18 protein-coding genes are annotated in these 22,110 nt (G+C 73.3%); 11 read left to right on the top strand and 7 right to left on the bottom strand.

Annotated elements, in window-relative coordinates:
- Position 1 precedes the first annotated feature (1 nt).
- From J2N69_RS09875 to J2N69_RS09900, 6 genes are all read left to right on the top strand, one after another.
- Positions 2 to 1,111, top strand: a complete 1,110-nt coding sequence (locus J2N69_RS09875) for a FecCD family ABC transporter permease (RefSeq protein WP_230904657.1) — start codon at positions 2 to 4, stop codon at positions 1,109 to 1,111.
- Entirely contained in the window at positions 1,108 to 1,950 is an 843-nt protein-coding gene (locus J2N69_RS09880) for a heme ABC transporter ATP-binding protein (RefSeq protein WP_230900396.1), read from the top strand. Before J2N69_RS09875 ends, J2N69_RS09880 begins: the two co-directional genes overlap by 4 nt.
- A gap of 209 nt (positions 1,951 to 2,159) precedes the next feature.
- Positions 2,160 to 3,326, top strand: coding sequence for an iron uptake system protein EfeO (efeO, locus tag J2N69_RS09885; RefSeq protein ID WP_408056885.1), 1,167 nt, complete (start codon positions 2,160 to 2,162; stop codon positions 3,324 to 3,326).
- Positions 3,327 to 3,342: 16 nt separating this feature from the next.
- On the top strand, positions 3,343 to 4,635 hold the full coding sequence (gene efeB, locus J2N69_RS09890; protein WP_230900398.1) for an iron uptake transporter deferrochelatase/peroxidase subunit: 1,293 nt from the start codon (positions 3,343 to 3,345) through the stop codon (positions 4,633 to 4,635).
- A gap of 4 nt (positions 4,636 to 4,639) precedes the next feature.
- A complete protein-coding gene (gene efeU, locus J2N69_RS09895; RefSeq protein WP_230900399.1) occupies positions 4,640 to 5,494 on the top strand; it encodes an iron uptake transporter permease EfeU in 855 nt (284 codons plus the stop codon).
- Positions 5,495 to 5,531: 37 nt separating this feature from the next.
- A complete protein-coding gene (locus tag J2N69_RS09900) occupies positions 5,532 to 6,518 on the top strand; it encodes an SCO2278 family lipoprotein (protein ID WP_230900400.1) in 987 nt (328 codons plus the stop codon).
- A gap of 19 nt (positions 6,519 to 6,537) precedes the next feature.
- Here J2N69_RS09900 and J2N69_RS09905 read toward each other — a convergent pair whose 3' ends face one another.
- Positions 6,538 to 7,263, bottom strand: coding sequence for a bifunctional DNA primase/polymerase (locus tag J2N69_RS09905; RefSeq protein ID WP_230900401.1), 726 nt, complete (start codon positions 7,261 to 7,263; stop codon positions 6,538 to 6,540).
- Between the two features lie 167 nt (positions 7,264 to 7,430).
- Between J2N69_RS09905 and J2N69_RS09910 the strand changes: the two genes are divergently transcribed.
- The gene (locus J2N69_RS09910) at positions 7,431 to 8,303 is read left to right on the top strand and encodes a glycerophosphodiester phosphodiesterase (protein ID WP_230900402.1); all 873 of its coding nucleotides are present in this window, start codon (positions 7,431 to 7,433) and stop codon (positions 8,301 to 8,303) included.
- Between the two features lie 36 nt (positions 8,304 to 8,339).
- On the opposite strand, the gene J2N69_RS09915 is transcribed toward J2N69_RS09910, so the two are convergent.
- Positions 8,340 to 8,972 (bottom strand): TetR/AcrR family transcriptional regulator, encoded by a 633-nt coding sequence (locus J2N69_RS09915; RefSeq protein ID WP_230900403.1) that lies wholly within the window; start codon positions 8,970 to 8,972, stop codon positions 8,340 to 8,342.
- A gap of 215 nt (positions 8,973 to 9,187) precedes the next feature.
- On the opposite strand from J2N69_RS09915, the gene ddaH reads away from it, so the two are divergent.
- Positions 9,188 to 10,021: a dimethylargininase gene (gene ddaH, locus J2N69_RS09920; RefSeq protein ID WP_336298592.1), complete on the top strand. Its 834-nt coding sequence runs from the start codon at positions 9,188 to 9,190 to the stop codon at positions 10,019 to 10,021.
- Here the strand turns inward: ddaH and J2N69_RS09925 are convergent.
- The gene (locus tag J2N69_RS09925) at positions 10,018 to 12,018 is read right to left on the bottom strand and encodes a glycoside hydrolase (RefSeq protein ID WP_230900404.1); all 2,001 of its coding nucleotides are present in this window, start codon (positions 12,016 to 12,018) and stop codon (positions 10,018 to 10,020) included. The genes ddaH and J2N69_RS09925 overlap by 4 nt on opposite strands.
- 205 nt (positions 12,019 to 12,223) lie before the next feature.
- On the opposite strand from J2N69_RS09925, the gene J2N69_RS09930 reads away from it, so the two are divergent.
- Positions 12,224 to 12,724 (top strand): hypothetical protein, encoded by a 501-nt coding sequence (locus J2N69_RS09930; RefSeq protein WP_230900405.1) that lies wholly within the window; start codon positions 12,224 to 12,226, stop codon positions 12,722 to 12,724.
- 1 nt (position 12,725) lies between these two features.
- Here the strand turns inward: J2N69_RS09930 and J2N69_RS09935 are convergent, their stop codons facing one another.
- The 3 genes from J2N69_RS09935 to J2N69_RS09945 all read right to left on the bottom strand — a co-directional run bounded on the left by J2N69_RS09935 (position 12,726) and on the right by J2N69_RS09945 (position 16,444).
- Positions 12,726 to 13,736, bottom strand: coding sequence for a small ribosomal subunit Rsm22 family protein (locus tag J2N69_RS09935; RefSeq protein WP_408056695.1), 1,011 nt, complete (start codon positions 13,734 to 13,736; stop codon positions 12,726 to 12,728).
- A gap of 291 nt (positions 13,737 to 14,027) precedes the next feature.
- On the bottom strand, positions 14,028 to 15,200 hold the full coding sequence (locus J2N69_RS09940; protein ID WP_230900406.1) for a serine hydrolase domain-containing protein: 1,173 nt from the start codon (positions 15,198 to 15,200) through the stop codon (positions 14,028 to 14,030).
- A complete protein-coding gene (locus tag J2N69_RS09945) occupies positions 15,155 to 16,444 on the bottom strand; it encodes a Bcr/CflA family multidrug efflux MFS transporter (protein WP_230900407.1) in 1,290 nt (429 codons plus the stop codon). Before J2N69_RS09945 ends, J2N69_RS09940 begins: the two co-directional genes overlap by 46 nt.
- 196 nt (positions 16,445 to 16,640) lie before the next feature.
- Between J2N69_RS09945 and J2N69_RS09950 the strand changes: the two genes are divergently transcribed.
- Together J2N69_RS09950 and J2N69_RS09955 are read left to right on the top strand one after the other, a co-directional pair.
- The gene (locus J2N69_RS09950) at positions 16,641 to 18,110 is read left to right on the top strand and encodes a ricin-type beta-trefoil lectin domain protein (protein WP_230900408.1); all 1,470 of its coding nucleotides are present in this window, start codon (positions 16,641 to 16,643) and stop codon (positions 18,108 to 18,110) included.
- Between the two features lie 10 nt (positions 18,111 to 18,120).
- On the top strand, positions 18,121 to 20,355 hold the full coding sequence (locus J2N69_RS09955; protein ID WP_230900409.1) for a glycosyltransferase family 4 protein: 2,235 nt from the start codon (positions 18,121 to 18,123) through the stop codon (positions 20,353 to 20,355).
- Here J2N69_RS09955 and J2N69_RS09960 read toward each other — a convergent pair.
- Positions 20,238 to 21,872, bottom strand: a complete 1,635-nt coding sequence (locus J2N69_RS09960; RefSeq protein WP_230900410.1) for an alkaline phosphatase D family protein — start codon at positions 21,870 to 21,872, stop codon at positions 20,238 to 20,240. The genes J2N69_RS09955 and J2N69_RS09960 overlap by 118 nt on opposite strands.
- Between the last annotated feature and the right edge of the window lie 238 nt (positions 21,873 to 22,110).

Consider the following 22,110-nt stretch of genomic DNA (forward strand, 5'->3'; position numbering starts at 1 on the left):
CCTGCCCGCCCAGGCGTCCGCCCCGGCCGCCCCCGAAGCACCCGAGGCCCCCGCCACTCACGCCGGAGCGGCTCCGCGCCGCCGCCGGACGACCGCCCTCCCGCTGACCGCTGGGCTGCTCGCCGCCCTCTTCCTGCTCTGCCTCCTCTCCGCCGGCGTCGGCGCGTACGAGATCCCGCTCGGTGACGTGCTCTCCTCGGCCGGGCACCGGCTCGGTCTCGGCGGCGCCCCGCTGGACCGCGTCGGCGAGAGCGTGCTGTGGAACGTACGCCTGCCCCGCGTCGTCCTCGCGCTGCTCGTCGGCGCCTCGCTCGGCTGCGCGGGAGCCTTGATGCAGGGCGTGTTCGGCAATCCGCTCGCCGAGCCCGGCGTCATCGGGATCTCGTCGGGCGCGGCGGTCGGCGCGGTCGCCTCCATCGCGCTCGGGCTGAACTTCCTCGGCAACTGGACCGTCACCGTCAGCGCGTTCGCCGCCGGGCTCGTGACGGTCCTCCTCGTGTACGTGATGTCGCGCGAGGGCGGCCGGACGGAAGTCGTCACGCTGATCCTCACCGGCATCGCCGTGAACGCGTTCGCGGGCGCGCTCATCGGCCTGTGCGTCTTCTTCGCGGACAACGCGCAGCTCAGCCAGATCACCTTCTGGCAGCTGGGCTCGCTCGCCGGGGCGACCTGGCCGAAGGTGCTGGCCGTGCTGCCGTGCGCGCTGCTCGGCCTGGCCGTCGCGCCGTTCTTCTCCCGCCGGCTCGACCTGCTGGCGCTCGGCGAGCGGCCCGCCCGGCACCTGGGCGTGGACGTCGAGCGGCTGCGGCTCGTGCTGGTCCTCGTGGTGGCGCTGCTGACGGCGGCCGCCGTGGCCGTCGCCGGGATCATCACCTTCGTGGGGCTGCTCGTCCCGCACCTGCTGCGGATGGTGGTGGGCCCCGGGCACCGCTTCCTCGTGCCCGGCAGCGCGCTCGGCGGCGCGGTGGTCCTCGTCGCGGCCGACCTGGCCGCGCGTACGGTGGCCGCGCCCGCCGAGCTGCCGCTGGGTGTGCTCACCGCTCTCTTCGGCAGCCCGTTCTTCTTCTGGCTGCTGCGCAGGACCCGTCGCAGGCAAGGTGGTTGGGCATGATCGGGCAGCTGGGCAGGAGACTCCTCGCGGGGCGGGCGCGGGCGCTGCCGGGGCCGAGTGCCGCCGGTGACGTGCTCGCCGAGGCCGAGGGGCTGCGGGTGCGGCTCGGCGGCCGCGAGGTCCTCGCGGGGGTGTCCGTGGCCGCCCGCGCGGGCGAGGTACTGGCCCTGGTCGGGCCGAACGGCGCGGGCAAGTCGACGCTGCTGGCCGCGCTCGCCGCCGACCTGCCGGCCGAGGCGGGAACCGTACGCGTCTACGGGCGCCCGGCCGCCGACTGGCCCGCGGCCGAACTCGCCCTGCGCCGGGCCGTGTTGCCGCAGTCCGCCGCGCTCTCCTTCCCCTTCGCGGTCGAGGACGTCGTACGGATGGGCCGGGCGCCGTGGGCCGGGACACGCCGGGCGGACGACGACCGGATCGTGCGCGAGTCGATGGCGGCCACCGAGGTGGCCGACTTCGCCGTACGCCCGTTCTCCGCGCTCAGCGGCGGCGAGCGGGCCCGCGTCGCGCTCGCCCGCGTCCTCGCCCAGCGCGCCCCGCTGCTGCTGCTCGACGAGCCGACCGCCGCGCTCGACCTGCGCCACCAGGAGCTGGTCCTCGGGATCTGCCGGGCGCGGGCCGCCGCCGGTGACGCGGTCGTGGTCGTCCTGCACGACCTGGGCCTCGCGGCGGCGTACGCGGACCGGGTCGCGGTGCTGCGGGGCGGGACGCTCGCGGCGGAGGGCGCCCCCGGTGACGTATTCGAGGAGGGGCTGCTCTCGGAGGTGTACCGGCAGCCGGTCGAGGTCTTCCCGCATCCGCGCACCGGAGCCCCCGTGGTCACTCCCCGCCGCCACCCTTGACCGGCGCTTTGCCTGGCCATGGGCGGGCCATCAGCCGCCCGTGACCGGCCTGTGAGCAGGGGCGGAACGCGGAGGCGACTTGAGAGCTGAATCACGGAACGGACGGGTATCGGCGAGGTAAGGGTCGGTTAAGTTAGGTCCGCCTCACCGGCTTGCGGTGGGGCCCCGGCACTCGTCCGTGACCCCGCTTGGAGCCCTCTATGCGACCCGTGCGCCCCGCCCGCCTGTCCGTCGTCACCGCCGTCGCGACCGCCGCGGCCCTGACCGCCGTCACGGGCTGCACGGAGAAGAGCGACGCCAAGGGCGGCGGCGCGAACACCGTGCGCGTCACCGCCACCGACGACGCGTGCGAGGTCTCCAAGAAGAAGCTCTCCGCCGGTCACGTCGAGCTGGCCATCGAGAACAAGGGGTCCAAGGTCACCGAGGTGTACCTCCTCTTCCCCGACGACCGCATCGTCAGCGAGCGCGAGAACATCGGCCCGGGCACGAAGCAGAGGCTCACCGCCGAGGTGAAGGCCGGTTCGTACGAGATCGCCTGCAAGCCCGGCATGAAGGGCGACGGCATCCGCCAGAAGGTCACCGTCACGGGCGGCGGCACGACCGCGAAGCGCGACCCGCGCCTGGACAAGGCCGTCGCCGCCTATCGCGAGTACGCCCAGGAGCAGGCCGACGCGACGCTGCCGAAGGCGAAGGTCTTCACCGACGCGGTGCGCAAGGGCGACCTGGCGGCCGCGAAGAAGGCGTACGCCGACTCGCGCATCGGCTGGGAGCGCACCGAGCCGGTCGCCGAGTCGTTCGGCGACATCGACCCCAGGGTCGACGTCCGCGAGGACGGCCTGGAGGAGGGCCAGGACCCGGAGAAGGAGTGGACGGGCTGGCACCGTCTGGAGCGGGCCCTGTGGCAGGACAAGAAGATCGGCAAGCGGGAGAAGGAGCTGGCCACCCTTCTCGACAAGGACCTGAAGGACTGGCAGGACCGCGTCGGCAAGGCCGTCATCACCCCGACCTCCATGGCCAACGGCGCCAAGGAGCTCCTCGACGAGGTCGCCACCGGCAAGGTCACGGGCGAGGAGGAGCGCTACTCCCACACCGACCTGGTCGACTTCAAGGCCAACGTCGAGGGCGCCGAGAAGTCGTACGAGCTGCTGAAGCCGGTGGCCGCCGAGAACGACAAGAAGCTCACCGAGGAACTGGACAAGCAGTTCGCGGCCCTGGACAAGCTGCTGGACAAGCACCGCGAGGGCGGCCCGGACTCCTACGACTTCGTCTCCTACGACAAGCTCGGCAAGGCGGACGTCAAGGACCTCCAGGACGGCGTGAACGCCCTCGCGGAGCCCCTGTCGAAGCTGGCCGCGGCCGTCGTGACGTCCAAGTAGCGGCAAGGGGACATCGATGGCCGAGGACACCACGGAGCACACAGAGAACACGGCGAACGCGAAGGGCACGGAGGGCACGCGTACGCCGTCGCGGCGCGCGCTGCTCGGCTGGGGCGGCGCCGGGCTCGCGCTCGGCGCGGCGGGCGCGGGCGGCGCGGTGGCCCTGACCCGCTCCGGTGACGCGGTGGCGCCCGCCGGGGACGCCGGGGCGGCCGTGCCCTTTCACGGTGCGCACCAGGCCGGGATCGCGACGGCCGTCCAGGACCGGCTGCACTTCGCGGCGTTCGACGTGAAGACGGACGACCGCGAGGAGTTCGTGCGGCTCCTCAAGGAGTGGACGAAGGCCGCGGCGCGGATGACGGCCGGGCACACGGTCGGTGCGGGCGCCCACGGCGGGCTCGCCGAGGCGCCGCCGGACGACACCGGCGAGGCGCTCGGTCTGCCGCCGTCCCGGCTGACGCTCACGATCGGCTTCGGCCCCTCCCTGTTCGAGCGGTTCGGCCTGTCCGGCAGGCGGCCGGAGGCCCTGGTCGACCTGCCGAAATTCCCCGGCGACAACCTCGACAAGGCCCGCAGCGGCGGTGACCTGTGCGTGCAGGCCTGCGCGGACGACCCGCAGGTCGCCGTGCACGCCGTCCGCAACCTCGCCCGCATCGGCTTCGGCAAGGTCGCGGTGCGCTGGTCGCAGCTCGGCTTCGGCAAGACGTCGTCGACGACGCCGGACGCGCAGACGCCTCGTAACCTGTTCGGCTTCAAGGACGGCACGCGCAACGTGTCGGGGCGGGACGGCGCGGCGCTCGCGCGGCACGTGTGGGTCGGCGAGAAGGACGGGCCGGAGTGGATGGCGGGCGGCTCGTATCTCGTGGCGCGGCGCATCCGGATGAACATCGAGACGTGGGACCGGACCTCGCTCGGCGAGCAGGAGGACGTGTTCGGGCGGGACAAGCGCGAGGGCGCTCCGGTCGGCAGGGCCAAGGAGCACGACGAGCCGTTCCTGAAGGCGATGAAGCCCGACGCGCACGTCCGGCTCGCGCACCCCGACGCCAACGGCGGGGCGACGATCCTGCGGCGCGGCTACTCCTTCACGGACGGCACCGACGGCCTCGGCCGCCTGGACGCGGGGCTGTTCTTCCTCGCCTACCAGCGGGACGTGCGCACCGGGTTCATCCCGGTCCAGCGCAACCTGGCGCGCTCCGACGCGCTCAACGAATACATCCAGCACGTGGGTTCCGCGGTCTTCGCGGTCCCGCCGGGCGTCCGCGACGAGGACGACTGGTGGGGCAGGGGCCTGTTCACCGGGAAGGCATGAACGGATGTTCAGCTTCGGCAACTATCTGATAGGTCTGCGCGAGGGACTTGAGGCCAGCCTGGTCGTCTGCATCCTCATCGCGTATCTGGTGAAGACGGGGCGGCGGGACGCGCTGGTGCCGGTCTGGGCCGGCATCGGCGTCGCGGTGGCGCTGGCGCTCGGCTTCGGCTGCGCGCTGACCTTCGGCTCGCAGGAGCTGACGTTCCAGGCCCAGGAGGCGCTCGGCGGCTCGCTGTCGATCATCGCCGTGGGCCTGGTGACGTGGATGGTCTTCTGGATGCGGCGCACGGCACGGCACTTGAAGGCGGAGCTGCACGGCAAGCTCGACTCGGCGCTGCGGATGGGCACGGCCGCGCTGGTGGCGACGGCGTTCCTCGCGGTGGGCCGGGAGGGCCTGGAGACGGCCCTGTTCGTGTGGGCGTCGGTGCGGGCCTCCGGCGACGGTTCGCACGGGCCGCTGATCGGCGTGGTCCTCGGGCTGCTGACGGCGGTGGTGCTCGGCTGGCTGTTCTACAAGGGCGCGGTCCGCATCAACCTCGCGAAGTTCTTCACCTGGACCGGCGCGATGCTGGTCGTCGTGGCGGCGGGCGTCCTCGCGTACGGCGTGCACGACCTCCAGGAGGCGGAGTTCGTCGGCGGACTGCGGGACAAGGCGTTCGACATCAGCGGCACGATCCCGCCGGACAGCTGGTACGGCACGCTGCTGAAGGGCGTGTTCAACTTCCAGCCCGATCCGACGGTGGTCCAGGTCGTGGTCTGGCTGCTGTATCTGGTGCCGACGCTGATGTTCTTCTTCGCCCCGGCGCGGACGGCGGCCGAGCCCCCTGCCGGGGCCGAGGCGGCCGTGCGGCCCCGGTAGGGTTCGGGCCCGGTAAGGGCGTAGGTGAAGGGACCCCATGAGTAAGGTGCGCAGGCTTCGCGGTCATGGCCGTCCGGTCGCGGCGGCGGCAGCGGTGACCTCCTTGGCGATGACGGCGACCGGTTGTGTGACGGTGCACGGCGAGCGGGAGGTGCTCCCGGCGGCGACGAAGGCCGAGGCGGCCCGGGCGCTGAAGGACTTCCTCGCCGCGTACAACAAGGCGGACAAGGAGCTGGACCCGGCGCTCGACGCGGCGCGGATCACGGGTCCGCTGGGCGCCATCAACCAGGCGGGCCTGAAGTCGCGGGGCGTGCAGCACCCGGAAGGCAACAAGCACCATGTGCCGCTGGAACTGACGGACGTGACGTACTCGATCCCGAAGAAGGCGGGCTGGCCGCGCTGGTTCCTGGCCGACACGAAGGCCAACCGCCGCGCGGACCTGCGCTGGCTGTGGGTCTTCACCAAGGCGGGCCCCGACGACCTGTGGCGGGCCACCTACCTGAACCTGGTGTCGCCGAAGAAGATGCCCGAGCTGAAGAAGGACGCGGACGGCTGGGCCGAGCCGGTGGACGTGGCCGCGAAGAACCTCGCGATATCCCCCGCGAGGCTCGGCAGGAAGTACACGTCGTACCTGAAGTCGGGCGGCGAGGACTTCGCGCCGGGCGACCACACGAGCGGCTGGAAGGCGATCCGCGACAAGAACGGCAAGCGGGCCGGTCTTGCGGTGCAGTACATCGACGAGCCGCAGAACGCCGGTTCGTTCGCGCCGCTGGGGCTGCGCACTGAGGACGGCGGGGCGCTGGTGTTCTTCTCCACGCGCCACTACGAGAAGCAGACCGCCTTCAAGGGCCTGAGCCCACGGGTCGACGCGGACGCCAAGGCCCTGCTCAAGGGCGAGGTGCGGCAGTCCCTGCTGCTGACGCGGGCCGCCAACCAAGTGGTCGTGGACCCGCTGCGGTCCGGCGGCGGCAAGGTGACGTTCCTCGGCCGCATCCAGGGGCTGACGGCGGCGCAGGGCGACTAGTCCCGGGCCGCGCCGTGCCTCAGCCCCGCAGCGGCCAGGCGGCAGTGTCCTCCTGGGGCTCCCCCGCGACCCGCGCGCACTCGTCGGTGAGCGTCTCCAGGAGCGTCAGGGGGTCCGGCAGCGGATGCTCGGGGCCGCGCACCCAGCGCACGTCCAGGTCGCCGGGGAGCCTGGCGGGCGGCACCAGGACGTACGAGCCGCGGCAGTGCCAGCGCAGGCCCGGGTGTTCGTCCATCGTCTCGGGGTGGCAGTCCAGCTCGCACGGCCACCACTCGTCCTCGTCCTCGGGGGTGCCGCGGGTGGCGGTGTAGAAGAGCATCCGGTCATCGCCCGACTCGGCTACGGGGCCGACGTCGATACCGGCCGCGAGCAGGCGCCGCAGGGCCTCGCGGCCGGCGGCCAGCGGCACGTCCAGGACGTCGTGGACCATGCCGGTCGCGGTGATGAAGTTGGCCTGCGGCTGGTGGCGGGCCCAGCGCTCGATCTGGCCGCGGTCGGTCGTGGACTGCGTCTGCCAGGCGAAGGAGACGGGGTGGCGGGCCGGCGTGGGGCAGCCGATGCGGTCGCAGGAACATCGGTAGCCGGAGGGGTACGCGGCCGGGGCGAGGGGCAGCCCGGCCCCCGCGGCGGCGAGGAGCAGGTCCTCGCGGGCCCGGTCATCCGCAGCCGTGTCCTTGGGGCGACGCCGGAGCCACTGGGAGATTTTGCCCTGTCCGCCGGACCGGCTGCCGAACTCCGCGCCCATCTAGCCCCTCACCTCGCCGTTGTGCCGAAAGCATGACCCATGGTCCCACCATCCTGCGCCTCTGGGGGCCGGAGCCCGCATCCGGGGTGCTCGGGGCGATGCCGACGGCGGACCATATGGACCGACATTGTGTGGCACGTGTCGATTTGCCCCCCTACGGTGTCGCCATGGTCATTAGGACTGCGCTGACCGGCCTGACGGCGCTGGCCCTCACGGCGCCGAGCGGCTTCCTCGCACCGATCGAGTGGGGGCGCGACCCCCTGACCGTGGACGCGCTGCCCCGCGTCGTCTACACGGCGCACCGCGGCGGCGCCCTGGAGGTGCCGGAGAACAGCATGGCGGGGCTCCGGGCGGCCTACCAGCGGGGCACCGCCCAGGTCCTCGACTTCGACACGCGGATACTGCGCGACGGCACGCTGGTGGTCATGCACGACGAGACCCTGGACCGCACCACGTACGCGGCGGGCCCGGTGCGGCTGCTGGACCGGTACGCCTGGCACGGTGTGCTGCTGCGGCCCGCCCCCGCGCTGCCCGGCCGGTGGCGTCCGGAGCGGGCGCCGACGGTCGAGGAGGTCCTGGACCGGTTCGGCGGGCGGATCATGCTGATGCTGGAGGCCAAGGACCCGCGCAGCATCAGGGAGCTGGCCCGGCTGATCCGGGCCCGCGGCCTGGCCCGCTCGGTCTTCGTGAACTCCAACAGCCCCGCGGTCGCGCGTCAGGCCCACCAGCTGGGTCTGCTGACCCAGCTGTGGCGCTCCAAGGCGCAGATGCGCACCGACCGGCCCGCGCGCTGGCGGGAGTTCGTGGACGTCCTGGACGTGGACTACAAGGCGCGCGACCGCGACCTGCTGCGGGCGGTGAACTCGGGCATCCCGCGCGTGTGGGCGCACACGGTGACCACGGCGCGCCAGCGCGACCGGGTGCTGCGGCTGGGCTGCAACGGCGTCATCACGGACGCTCCGGGGCTCCTGGCGCGGACGCCGGTCAAACGGCTCGCGCGGACGCCGGCCAAGCGTCCGCGGGCACCGAGGCGGGCATGACCAGGTGGGGGGCACGATCAGGCGGGGCGGGCGTGATCAGGCGGGGCGCGGGGCGATGCCGTAGAGCGCGTACTCGACGAGCGTGTCGACGTATTCGTGGGTCAGGGGGCCCGAGCGCATCAGCCAGCGCTGGGCGAGCGGGCTCGCCCACAGCTCCAGGGCGATGCGGGGGTCGACGCCGGGCATGACCTGCCCCGCGTCCTGGGCCCGGCGCACCCGGTCGACGAAGAGCTGGAGCTGCGGTTCGAGGAGTTTCTCCACGAACTCCTGGCCCAGCTCGGGGTTGAGCAGGCCCTCGGCGGCGAGCGCGCGGTAGGGGGCGTCGTACTTGGGGTCGTTGAACTCGTCGACGGTGGCCCGCATCACGAACTTGAGGTCGGCCTCCAGGTCCCCCGAGTCGGGGATCTCGGTCTGGACCGTGTCGTGGCCGGCGCTCGCGGCCTCGGCGGCCTGCTCGGCGAGGTCGAGGAAGGCGTCGAGGAGCACGGCGCCCTTGGACGACCACCAGCGGTAGATCGTCTGCTTGCCGACGCCCGCGCGGGCCGCGATGGCCTCGATCGTCAGCTTGGCGTAGCCGACCTCCTCGACGAGGGCGAGGGCGGCGTCGTAGATGGCGCGGCGCGAGCGTTCGCTGCGGCGCGTGGAGTCAGGGGCGGTCTTCTGGGCCATGACATCGACAGTAGCAGCGCCGAACCGAGACGTACCGTCTACACAAGACGTGCCGTCTCGTCCGGCTACCACCCGTTCGGTGCACTGCGCGAAAGCCCCGCGAGACCCCACCATGACAGCAACTGCCCCACAGGAGGCGGCTGCTGCCTCACCATGGACAGCAGCTGACCCGTACCCGGGCAGCTCTCGACCCAGCGGTATGTGAGGAGCCTTCTTTGTCCCGTTTTCCTCGCTCTCCTCGGCGCGCCACACCCCGGCGCTATCTGATGTGCCCACCGGCACACTTCAAGGTGACGTACTCCATCAACCCCTGGATGGACCCCGCGAAGCCCGTCGACGTCCCGCTCGCCGTCGCCCAGTGGGAAGACCTGCGTGACCGCTACCGCTCGCTCGGCCACACCGTGGAGGAGCTGACCCCCCGCCCGGAGCTGCCGGACATGGTCTTCGCCGCGAACGGCGCGACCGTCGTCGAGGGGCGGGTGCTCGGCGCGCGCTTCGCCTACCGCGAGCGCGAGGAGGAGGCCGCGGCCCACCTGGAGTGGTTCCGCGCGCACGGCTTCACCGAGATCCACGAACCCGTCCACATCAACGAGGGCGAGGGCGACTTCGCCATCACCTCCTCGTACGTCCTCGCCGGACGCGGCTTCCGGGCCAGCCCCCTCTCGCACGGCGAGGCACAGGAGTTCTTCGGCCGCCCGGTGATCGGGCTCGACCTCATCGACCCCCGCTACTACCACCTGGACACCGCGCTCGCCGTCCTGGACGACGCGGCGGACGAGGTCATGTACTACCCGCCCGCCTTCTCGCCCGGCAGCCAGGCCGTCCTGCGGCGCCTCTTCCCCGACGCCGTGATCGCCGAGAAGCCCGACGCCGAGGCGCTCGGGCTCAACGCCGTCTCCGACGGACTCCATGTGCTGCTCCCCCAGGCCGCGTTGGGGCTGTACGAGCCGCTGCGCGAGCGCGGCTACGAACCCATCGGGATGGACCTGAGCGAGCTGCTCAAGGGCGGCGGCAGCGTGAAGTGCTGCACGCAGGAGCTGCGGGCCTAGCCCTTTCGCAGCTCCGCCGGGCAGAGCCGGCGCGGCGCGTCGTCGCCCTTGAGGCGGGCGTCGACGCAGCCGCCCGGCAGCCCCTGGTACGCCGTGGTGCCGAAGTTGGCCGTCACCGTCAGCGCGCCCTTGCCGAAGACGGTGCGCTGGACGGTGCGGTCCTTCGTCAACTGCCGGAAGGAAGTGAGCCGTTCGGCACCGGCCGCCTTGTGCAGGGGTGAGAAGTACTTCTGCAGGGCGGCCATCTCGGCGCCGTGCTTCTTCAGCGAGGGGCCGTCCAGGACGTAGTTGAGGGGCGTGTTGTAGAGCATGGCGAGCAAGGCGCGGGTGGTCTTCTGGGCGGGCAGCTTCTCGTACGAGAGTTCCCAGCGCTCGGTGTTGACCAGTGAACCGTGCAGCGCGGTTTCGTACAGCGGGGCGCGGTAGCGGGGGTCGTACATCGCCTTGGCCAGGTCGGCGGGGAGGTCGACCGGCTTGAAGAAGACGCCGGGGGCGTTCTCCGGGTAGTAGCCGCCCCACTTCTCGCGGTCCTTCTGGAGCTTCCACATGCCGTCGGCGACCGGGGTGGCGCCGCCGTGGTCGAAGGCCAGCACCTTGTTCGCCCACGCCTGGGCGGTCTCCGAGCCGAGGACGAGTCCGGTGTCCGCGATGCGCCGCATCCGCGCGAGGCGGTTCGCGCGGTCCTGGGCCTTGGTCATGCGGTGGCCCTTGCCGTGGTCGCGGAAGAGTTCGCCGGTGGCGTCGACGTCGAGGAAGTAGCTGTCGGCGCCGTTGGCGACCATCGAGCGGGTGCGGTCGGCGAGGTGGTGGTGCTTCTTCTCCGCCTGCTCGAAGGCCTGGGAGCTGAGGTAGCAGCCGCGCCCGCCGAAGCCGGTCACGGGGCTGCCCTTCGCGTCCCGTACGCAGAAGTCCGGGTAGACGGTGCCGGGCCAGATCGCGTTCGGGGCGTCGGCGGTCTGCGGGTCCTGGCCGTTGGCGAAGGAGTCGTAGGGGCCGATGAGGTACCCGGCCTTCTTCGCGGCGCTCACCGCCGCCTGGTCCGGGTACGGCTTCCCGTCGTAGCCGAGCCACATCCGGTCGACGCCGAGCTTTTTCAGCTGCTCGATCCCGGCGGGCTTGCGGGCCTCCCCCCAGGTGTAGGCGTGGAAGGCGCCGAGGAGGCGGCCGGTGGCGGGGTTCTTCGCGATCTTCCGCTTGAGGCTGCCGAGTCGGCCGCGCTCGGCGAGGTAGGAGCGGTAGTCGGCGGCGGGCGCGACCGGGTTGCCGTCGGTGAGGGCGAAGGTGACGGAGTAGGCGCGGGTGCCCTCGCCGCCGTCGAAGGTGTGCTCGGCGGTGGCGCGCAGCCTGCCACCGGGGGCGGTGAAGCCGAGGGTCGTGCCGATGTCGGTGGGGGTGAGGTAGCTGACGCCGGTGCGCCTGCCGAGGGAGTACCCCCACAGCGGCAGGGTGAGATCGGCGCCGACGTCCACGGTGCTGCCCGCGAGGCCGCCCTTCCCGGTGGTCCAGAAGGCGTCTCCGACGGGGATGTCCAGGCCCTCGCCGCGCGGGAGCTGGAGGGCGGACGCGGCGGCGTCGGTGCCGGTGACGGGCCAGCTGACGGAGGTGTCGCGGTGCGCCGTCAGCCGCAGCGCGAGGCGGCCGTGGTCGGTGCGGGCGGTGACGTCGAGGCCGCGCTCGGGGTAGCTCCAGCGGGCCTGCCGCCCACCGGTACGGGTGACCGGTCCGGGGCGGCCGAGGTCGGTGCCGGCGGCTTCGGACAGGGTGAGGTCGCGGCCGTCGCGGGTGTGGGCCCGTACGGCGAGGGTGGCGGTGTCCACGGACGCCGTGCCGCCGTCGACGGCGAGTTCGACCCGGTGGCCGCGGGCGGGCCCGGCGCCGGCGGTGAAGGCGTAGGTGGTGGCTCCGGCCGCGGTGAGGGCCAGGGCGACGGCGGAGGCGAGGAAACGGCCCCGCGGCCGCCTGCGGGCGTGGCCGGGGGAACTGGTCGTGGCAGTCATGGGGACGTGGATAGTCACCGCTTCTAAGAGGGATGTGAGAAAGCGGGTGAGAAGCGGGTCAACCGCGCTTGCCTCGGGTCCTCGTGATACCAATGCGGGCGCGCGGGAACCGCAGACGGTTCTTTCGCGTCGTCGCTCCACGAGAACCGAACAGCGGGCCCACCCGGGCCCCGGGGGAAGAAGAGGTATCAGCGCAGTGAATCGCATGCGCACGTCCGTCGCGGTCCTGGCCACCGCAGGAGCACTCACCGCAGGTCAGCTCGGTATGGCGGGGGCCGCGTCCGCGTCGGAGGGGCCGTCCGCACGGGCCGCGTCGGCCGCGCCGAGCGCCGCTCCGCGCACCGCGGGCTGCCCGATCGACATCGTCTACACGTCCCGCTTCCAGATCGACCGGAACGGCTGGGTCACCAATGGAGGCCTGTACTTCGGGCTGAAGAACAAGAGCACCAAGAGCTTCAAGAAGGTCTCCTTCACGGTGACCAACGTGAAGAACATCCGCTTCGGCCGGGCGACGCCCACGGGCGGCAAGGTCACGCACAAGACGTCCAAGACCGTCACCGTGTACGACAAGAGCCTCGCGGGCAAGGCCAAGCTCGGCGTCAAGGTGCGGACGCGCCTGCTGAACAAGAACACCTACAAGGTGAAGTTCGCCGTGCGCGGCAACGGCTGGAACTGCTCCGTCGACCAGGGCACCTGGGGCGCCTGAGTCACCCCTCGGACCGGGGCGGCCACGCGTCGCCCCAGTCCGTGTCGCGTGCCGCGCGGTAGAGGGGGCCGTGGCGCTTGGTCACGGTCACCCTGCTCAGTTGCTCCTCGGCCTCGCACAGGTCGAGGAGCACCTGGCCCTTGCGGATCTGGGGCCTGCGGATCACCCGTCCCGTCGGCGGGACGGGGTCGAAGCGGGTCGCCGCGACGTAACTGAACTTCTCGTCCTCGTACGCCAGTGAGCCGCCCTTGACCTGGCGGTGCAGGGACGACCTGCTGACGCGCGCCGAGAAGTGGCACCAGTCCGTGCCGGGCTCGATGGGGCAGGCCGCGCTGTGCGGGCAGGGCGCGGCGACGCGGTATCCCGCCGCGATCAGCCGGTCCCGTGCCTCGATGATGCGCGTGTAGCCGTCGGGGGTGCCCGGCTCGACGATGACGACGGCCTGCGTGGCCGCGGCGGCCGCCGCGTCGACGACCGAGCGCCGGTCGGCCTCGGTCAGCTCCTTCAGGACGTACGACACGGTGACGAGGTCGGCGCCGTCGAGGGTGAGCGCCGCGCCGATACGGGAGCGGCGCCACTGCGTGGACCTCAACCGCGGGGCGGCTTCGGCCAGTTCGCGTCCGAGGGTGAGCGCGGGCTCGGCCCAGTCGAGGACCGTGACGGGGCGTTCGCCCTCCCAGGTCGCCGCGGCGGCCCAGACCGCGGCGCCGGTGCCGCCGCCGACGTCCACCTGGCTGCCGGGCGCCCAGCCCTCGGGGGCCGCGTCCGCGAGGGCGGTCAGCGCGGAGCGGACGGCCTCGAAGGTCGCAGGCATGCGGTAGGCCGCGTACGCGGCGACGTCGGCGCGGTCGCGCAGGATCGGCGCGTCGGTGGGGGTGCGGCCTCGGTAGCTGGCGATCAGCCGCTCGACGGCCTGCGCGGCCCGCGTGGGCGGCACGCCGTCCAGCGCCCTCGCGAGGGCGCCGCTCAGGATTTCCGCCGGGGAGTCGTTCAGATCGCTCAGGTCGTTCACCCAGCGAGTCTACGGGGCGGTGTTCGTTCCCCTTTAGGGGCGCGGGGAACTGCGCGAGCAACCCCCGAAGAGCCGCAGACGCGTCTGCTGAGTCACCCGGCACACGCGTCTGCGGCTTTTCCTGGGCTGAGCGCGCAGTTCCCCGCGCCCCTTACGGGGCACGAACACCGCCCCCAGGGGCGCGAGGAACTGCGCGAGCAACCACAACCCACCCGCAAACGCATCTGCGCAACAACCCGGCACACGCGTCCGCGGCTCCTCCTCGGCTGAGCGCGCAGTTCCCCGCGCCCCTCACGGGGCCGCCGCGCGGGCCAGTCTCGTGGCTGCGGCCGCGCGGGGGCCGTTGTCCGGTGGCCTGCGCCGCGGATGCACCGTGTTCCCGAGAAGAACCAGGAACGTGTCGGTCGCCGCGTCGATGACCAGGGACGTTCCCGTGAAGCCCGTGTGGCCGGCCGCGCCGCGGCCCGCCAGTTCGCCCATGAACCACGGCTGGTCGATGCCGAAACCCAGGCCGGAGCCGGTGAACAGCAGCTCGGCGAAGTCGGGGCCGAGGATGCGGGCCCTGCCGTACGAGCCGCCGCACAGCAGGGTGCGGCAGAACACCGCCAGGTCGCGCGCCGTGGAGAAGAGGCCCGCGTGCCCGGCGACACCGCCGAGCGCCCACGCGTTCTCGTCGTGCACGACACCCCGCAGCATCCCGCGGTCGGCCTTCGCCCACGGCCTGCGCTGGTCCTCGGTCGCCGCGGCGTCCGGGCGGGGCCCGAAGCCGGTGCGGGCCATGCCGAGCGGCCGGGTGATGCCCTCGCGGACGAGGGCGTCGAGGGCGCGGCCGGTGACGCGCTCCAGGACGTGCTGGAGCAGCAGCATGTTCAGGTCGGAGTAGACGTACTCCCCGGGCTCGGTGACCGGCGCCTCCGCGTGCAGGGCCGCGAGCCGCGAGGCGTGGTCCGGACAGTCGTACAGAGGGAGTTCGGGGCGCAGTCCCGAGGTGTGCGTGAGCAGCTGGCGCACGGTGATGCCGTGCGCGGCGGCGGCCCGGAACTCGGGGACGTACGCCCCGACGAGCGCGTCGATGCCGAGCGTGCCGCGCTCCAGCTGCTGCACGGCGGCGACCGTCGTGAAGAGCTTGGTGAGCGAGGCCACGTCGAAGGGCGTGTCCGTGCGCATCGGCACGCGCCGCTCGGGCGGCAGCTCGACGCCCGCGTCGGTCCGCGGGTCGTACGAGGCGTAGCGCACCGCCCAGCCCGCCGCGGCCTCGGCCGCGATCACCGGGCCGCGGCCCACGGTCACCACGGCGCCCGCGCACCAGGGCCGCGGCCCCCGGGTCAGCTCGCGCACCTCGGCGACGAGGCGGCCGATCTCGTCCGGGTCGAGACCCGCGCGGTCCGGGGTGCCGGTGCGCAGGAGCCGTGGTGCGCTCAGTGGTCCGCCTCTTCCGTGGGCCGCTGCTGCCAGGGGCGGCACAGTCCCACGAAGCAGGCGATGGCCGCCAGCGCGCAGACCAGTTGGACGACGGCCATCGGGACGGCCGTGTCCTCGCCCGCGATGCCGACGAGCGGCGAGGCGATCGCGCCGATGAGGAAGGAGGTGGTGCCGAGGAGCGCGGAGGCGGAACCGGCGGCGTGCGGGGTGCGGGTGAGGGCGAGGGACTGGGTGTTGGGCATGGCGAGGCCCATCGCCGACATCAGGACGAAGAGCCCGGCGGCGACGGGGAACAGGCCGACATCGCCGAAGACGCCGCTGGTCATGAGCAGCAGCGCGGTCGCGGCGACGGTGATGGCGGTCAGGCCGGACGCGAGCACCTTGTTGAGGCTGACGCGGCCGACGAGGACCTTGCCGTTGAGCTGGCCGGCGGCGATCAGTCCGACGGAGTTGACGCCGAAGAGGAGGCTGAAGGTCTGCGGGGAGGCGCCGTAGATCTCCTGGATCACGAAGGGCGAGGCGGAGATGTACGCGAAGAGCGCGGCGAAGGCGAAGCCGCCCGCGATCATGTAGCCGGTGAAGACGCGGTCGGCCAGCAGCGACTTCATGGTGCGCAGGGCTTCGAGCGTGCCGCCGCTGTGCCGCTTCTCGGGGGCGAGGGTCTCGGGCAGGCGCCGCCACACCAGGAGGGTCAGCGCGATGCCGACGCCGGTGAGGACGACGAAGATGCCGCGCCAGTCGGTGAAGCGCAGGACCTGGCCGCCGATGAGGGGCGCGACGACCGGGGCGACGCCGGAGATCAGCATCAGGGTGGAGAAGAAGCGGGCCATCTCCACGCCGTCGTACAGGTCGCGGACGATGGCGCGGGCGATGACGATGCCGGCCGCCCCGGCGAGGCCCTGGAGGAGCCGGAAGCCGATGAGCAGCTCCGCGGTGGGCGCGAAGGCGCAGATGGCGGTGGCGAGGATGTAGACGAGCAGGCCGATGAGGAGCGGGCGGCGGCGGCCCCACTTGTCGCTCATCGGGCCGACGACGAGCTGGCCGAGGGCCATGCCCAGCAGGCAGGCGGTGAGCGTCAGCTGGATGGTGGCGGCCGGGGCGTGCAGCGCGTCGGTGACCTCCGGCAGGGCCGGGAGGTACATGTCCATGGAGAGCGGTGGGACGGCGGTGAGGCCGCCGAGCACGAGGGTGACCAGGGCCCCGGTGCGGCGGAGGGCGACGGAGCCGGGGGGCTCCGCCGCCTTCGGTATCCGGTGCTCTTCCGTGGTCTGCCCGCGCTCAGGCATCGCGCCCCTCCCCATCGTGTGGAATCCGCCGTCCATGGTCGCAGCTCCGGGCGCGTGCTCGGGACCCTCTCCCGTCCCGGCCGCCTCGCCCGACGGTTTGTGTGACGACCTGAAGTCCCACTCGTTTGGCTTCCATGCGGGGCCGTTCCGTCGGGTTCACCGGCCCCGGTTCGCGCGAGGAGCGGGGTGACGCGTCATGCGCCTGCACCGGTTGGCGCTGGTCGTGATCATCGGCCTCGCCGTCCTGGCCTTCACGGTGCCCGCGCCGCCCCCCGCGGCCGGTGGCGCGCGGTGCCGCGGCACGACGCTGGTCGGGGTGGCACACCAGGACGACGACCTGCTGTTCATCAACCCGGAGATCGCCGAGGACTTCGACCGGGGCCACTGCCTGCGGGTGGTGTACGTGACCGCGGGCGACGCCCATCTGGCGTGGGAGGGAGGGTATGCCGCCCGCCGGGAGCGGGGCGTGCAGCAGGCGTACAGCGCGCTCGCCGGGCGGCCGACGCGGCCCGGGGAGCCCAGCGCCTGGCAGGCCGCCCCGGTGCGGGTCGGCGGGCGGACCGTGCACGGGGTGCGCCTGGACAACGGACCGCTGCGGCCGGACATCCGGCTGCTGTTCCTGCGGCTGCCCGACGGCGGCTGGCGCGACGAGGCGTCGCGGCGCCGCACCCTGCTGGCGCTCTTCCGCTCGCAGGTCCGCTCGCTCCGCGCCGTGGACGGCTCCGCCCGGTACACGGAAGCGGCCCTGGTCGCCACCCTGGCCGCGCTCGTCGAGCGGTTCCGGCCCGACACGGTGCGCACCCTGGACTTCGCCAACACCGCGCTGAAGTCGTCCGGTGAGGAGTGGGCCGACCACAACGACCACGCGGTGACCGCCCGCTATCTGCGCCTGGCGGTGCTGCGGGCGCGCCCGGCAGGGGGGCCGCCGCGGCTGACGGGACACGAGGGGTACGGCAACGTCGTGCGCCCGCCCAACCTCGACGCCGCCCGGGCCGCCCGCAAGGCCGCCCTCTTCGGGCACTACTACATCCATGACGAGAGGCGGGCGGCCGGCTGCCCGGGGCATCACTGCGCGCCCACCAGGAAGGTGGCGGCGCAGTACGCCCCCTGGCTGGAGCGGGGGTACGCGCGCCCCCTGCCCGAGCCGCGCCCCGGCACCGTCGTCTCCTGGATCGGCTCCACGGCCGCCGGCTTCACCGACGCCGGGCTCTGTCTGACGCACGGCCGCGGCACGGTCCGCTCCGCGCCCTGCGCCGGCACGGCCCGCCAGCGCTGGCACCTCGCGGACGGCGTTCTGCGGGCGGGGGGCGCGGGGCGCGGCGACGGCGGCCGGCACTGCGTCCGCGTCAGGGGCCCGGCGGTGGCGCTCGGTCCTTGCGCCGACGGCTCACCGGCCCGGTGGGTGCTCACGCGGCGCGGGCAGTTGCGTACCCGCGAGGGCTGTCTGTCCCAGGACGACCTCCTGCGTCCGCGTCCCGCGCTGCGCCTGGCCGCGTGTGCTCCGGGCGATCCGGGGCAGCGCTGGTTCACCCGGTTCCGGTGCTCGGTCAACACGGCGACCACCCGTTCACCGTACGGAGTGCCCGTCGCGTTCCGGCGCGTGTGCTCACCCGAAGAGCCCCCGGGGCGTGGAAACGTGGCGGGCGTCACCCGACTGCCGACCTGAGCAAGGCTCGATGAAAATCTCCTTCCTGCTGCAGAACGCCTACGGGATCGGCGGCACCGTGCGCGCCACCTTCAATTCCGCCGGTGCCCTCGCCGAACGCCACGACGTCGAGATCGTCAGCGTCTGGCGCACGCACGACAGGCCCTGTCTGCCGCTCGGCGGAAAGGTCCGGCTGCGGCCGCTGATCGACAGACGCGAGGACGCGTCCCGCAACGACCTCGGCAGCGCGCTCCTCGGCACACCCAGCGCGCTGGTCCCCGCGGCCGAGGCGCACGGGGCCGGGTTCGACGGCCTCACCGACCGGCGGGTGGCCCGCTTCCTCGCCCGTACCGACGCCGACGTGGTGGTGGCCACCCGGCCCGGCCTGGTGATCTACCTGGCCGCGTTCGGCCGCCGCCACTATCTGCGGGTCGGCCAGGAGCACCGCGTCTACGGCACGCACGAGCCCGGCATCCGCGCCGCCCAGGACGCCGCCATCGCCGCGCTGGACGCGCACACCACCCTCACGGAGGCGGACGCCGCCACGCACCGCCGCCACCTCGCGGCGACGGGCACCCCGATCGTGGCGCTGCCCAACGCCTCGCCCCGACCGCCGCTCACCACGGCGCCGGACGGCGAGGCCCCGCTCGTCATCGCGGGCGGCCGCCTCATCCCGGTGAAGCGGTACCGCCTGCTCGTGGAGGCCTTCGCCACCGTGGCCGCCGCGCACCCGCGGTGGAAGCTGCGGATCTACGGCCGCGGGCACAGGCACGCCGCGCTGCGCGCCCGCATCGACGAACTCGGGCTGAGCGACCACGTCTTCCTGATGGGCGCCAATCCCTCCCTCGCCACGGAGTGGGCCAAGGGCGCGATCGCCGCCGTCACCTCGCGCGAGGAGTCGTTCGGCATGACCATCGTGGAGGCCATGCGGTGCGGCACCCCCGTGGTCGCCACCGACTGCCCCCACGGGCCCGCCGAGATCATCCGGGACGGCGAGGACGGTCTCCTCGTCCGCTCGGGCGACCGCGACGCCGTGGCCCGCGGTCTCCTCAGGCTCATCGAGGACGCCGACCTGCGACGCGCCATGGGCAGCGCCGCCCGCCGCAACGCCGAGCGGTACGCGCCGGAGCACATCGCCCGGCGCTACGAGGAGCTGTTCGACGAGCTGAACGCCACCTCCCCGCCCGCCCCTGTCCCCCTCGACCGCCGTGTGGTGGCCGGTGCCTGGCGGGCCCGCGCCACTACCGGGCGGACCCTGCGCCGGGCCGTGCTCGGGGTGCGGCGGTGGCGCACGAGGGGCCCGGGGCCGCTGCGCCCGAAGGCGGCGTGCTCGGTGAACGCGGCGGGCGATCTCGTCGTACGGCTGGAGCGGGCCGGGATGCCCGGCGAGGCGTTCACGCTGACGGCGACGCTGCGCGGCTCCGACGGCCCGGGCGGCGAGCTGATCGAAGTGCCGCTGGGGCGGCCCGAGACCGACGACGCGCCGTGGACGGCCGTGCTGGAACGCCGGGCCCTCCCGCTCGCCGAGGGCCGCTGGGACTTCCATGTGGTCCGCGCGGACGACGGGGCGCGGCGCCGCGTCGCCTCCTCGGCGGTCGAGCAGCAGGGCCTGCTGGGCCTGGAGCCCGTGCCGGGGGCGCCGTTCAGCTGGTGGATTCCGTACGCGACCGTCAAGAACAACCTCTCCGTACGGGCCTGGCGCCGCCCCGCGCACGCGGAGGCGGCCGCCCTGACCGTCGACGCGACGTCGTGCACGGTCGAAGGCGCCCTGTACGGCGCGCGGTTCGTGCCGGGGCAGCGCGCCCGCCTGCTCGCCGTGCCGCGCCGGGACCCGTCCGCCGCCTTCGAGACGGACGTGACGGCGCTGGGGGCGGGCCGCTTCCGGTTCCGTCTGGCGTACTCCCGGGTGCTGGAGGTCTGCGGCGGAGGGGAGGCGGAGACCGTGGACCTGGTGCTGCGGCTCTCCGAGGGGGCCGAGGCGGTCCGCGTGGCGCGCGTCATCGGTGACGTCGTCGACCGCAAGCGGACCGACGTGTATCCGGCCGCCGAACTGCCCGGCCCCCGGGACGGCGCCACCGCCTCGGTGCGGCCGCGCTTCACCGCCGCCAACGACCTGAGCCTGGTGGTCAGGGCCGCCCCGGGCGCCGGTTACGCGGGCCGCAGCCCCGGGTCGCCCGCCTCCGTCACGAACGACGCCGCCGTCCTGATGGGCGCCCCCGGGGTGGTGACCGAAGAGACCGTCTTGAAGTCCGCCCGCGCGGACTGACGGCCGAGGCCGACCGTGACGTAGCCGCGCCGTCCGTTGTAGAACTTCAGGTGCGGGTTGGCCTTGGTGTACGTGTCCCAGTTGGCGGGCTTGTCCGCGCCGTCCTTGCCGCTGGAGATGGACGTCGCGACGATCTCCGTGCCGAGGGTCCTGGAGGCGGGGTCGTCGAAGTCCGCCTTGATGTCGAAGGCGTAGCCGACGTGCACGTCGCCGGTGAGGACCATGAGGTTCTCCAGGCCCGCGGACCGCGCGCCCGCGAGAACCCGCTTGCGGGAGGCGCGGTAGCCGTCCCAGGCGTCCATGGAGAGCTTCGCCTGCGCGGTGAGGTCCAACTTGCGCTGGGAGAAGGTGACCTGCTGCGGGACGACGTTCCACAGGGCGCGCGAGCGGCGCCAGCCGTCGATGAGCCAGCGCTCCTGGGTGGCGCCGGTGATGGTGCGCCTCGGGTCGTCCGACTCGGGGCCCGGGGCGTGGGCCTTGTCGCCGTAGGCCTGGTCGGAGCGGTACTGCCGGGTGTCGAGGATGTCGAACTGCGCGAGGCGGCCCCAGGTCAGGCGCCGGTAGAGCTGCGCGTCCGGGCCCTTGGGCAGCTGGGGGCGGCGCAGCGGCAGGTTCTCCCAGTAGGCGCGGTACGCGGCGGCGCGGCGGAGCAGGAACTCGGCGGGCGGGTTGCCGTTCTCGTCGATGTCGTCGGCGTAGTTGTTCTCGGTCTCGTGGTCGTCCCAGGTGACGACGAAGGGGTGCGCGGCGTGGGCGGCGCGCAGGTCGGGGTCGGACTTGTAGAGGGCGTACCGCAGGCGGTAGTCCTCCAGGGTCACGGTCTCCTTGTTGAAGTGGGCGGGCAGCGTGCGGTCGGTGTAGTCGCGGGCGCCGCCGGTGGCGTTGACCGCGTACTCGTAGAGGTAGTCGCCGAGGTGGAAGACGACGTCGACGTCGTCCTGCGCCAGGTGCTTGTACGCGGTGAAGTAGCCGTCGTGGTAGGCCTGGCAGGAGACGGCGGCGAGGGTGAGGGCGCCGGGGCGGCTGCCGGGCGCGGGGGCGGTCCGGGTGCGGCCGGTCGGGCTGACCCAGCGGCCGGTCTTGAAGCGGAAGTAGTAGCGGCGGCCGCTCTCCAGGTGGTCCGCCTCGACGTGCACGGTGTGGTTGAACTCGGGGTGGGCGGTGACCGTGCCCCGTCTGGCGACGCGCCGGAAGCGGGCGTCGTGGGCGAGTTCCCAGTGGACGGTGACGCGCTCCTTGGGCAGGCCGCCGCCCGGCTGGTAGGGGGCGGGGGCGAGCCGGGTCCAGAGCAGGACCGAGGAGGGCAGGGGGTCTCCGGAGGCGACGCCGAGGGTGAAGGGGTCGTCCTTGATGCGGCGGGCGTCCAGCTCGGCGGCGGCCGCGACGCCCTCGGTGGGCAGGTCGGTGGCGAAGGCGAGCGCGGCGGCGGCGCCCGTGACGGTGAGGAAGCGGCGGCGCCCGAGGTGGCGGGCGGCGGCGCGGAGTTCGGGCGAGTGCGGCTGGGCTGCGAATGTCATGTGGCCCTCCCCTGACGATTGGTGTCAGGGGCATGTAAGTGGCGGGGGACGACATCCGCCTGTCACGTACACAACAGCCGCATGGCGGTCGGATGATGTCCGCGTGGACGCCCCTCCCGTACGCTGCGGGGCCATGAACGCTGAGCGAACCGACCTGCCGCACCCGCCGGAGAACGCCACGGGGCCCGCCCGGTCCGACCCATCGGACAGCACCGTGGAGCCCGCCGCCGACAGCGCC

This window comes from Streptomyces huasconensis (genome assembly GCF_021028635.1).
GTDB lineage: Bacteria > Actinomycetota > Actinomycetes > Streptomycetales > Streptomycetaceae > Streptomyces > Streptomyces huasconensis.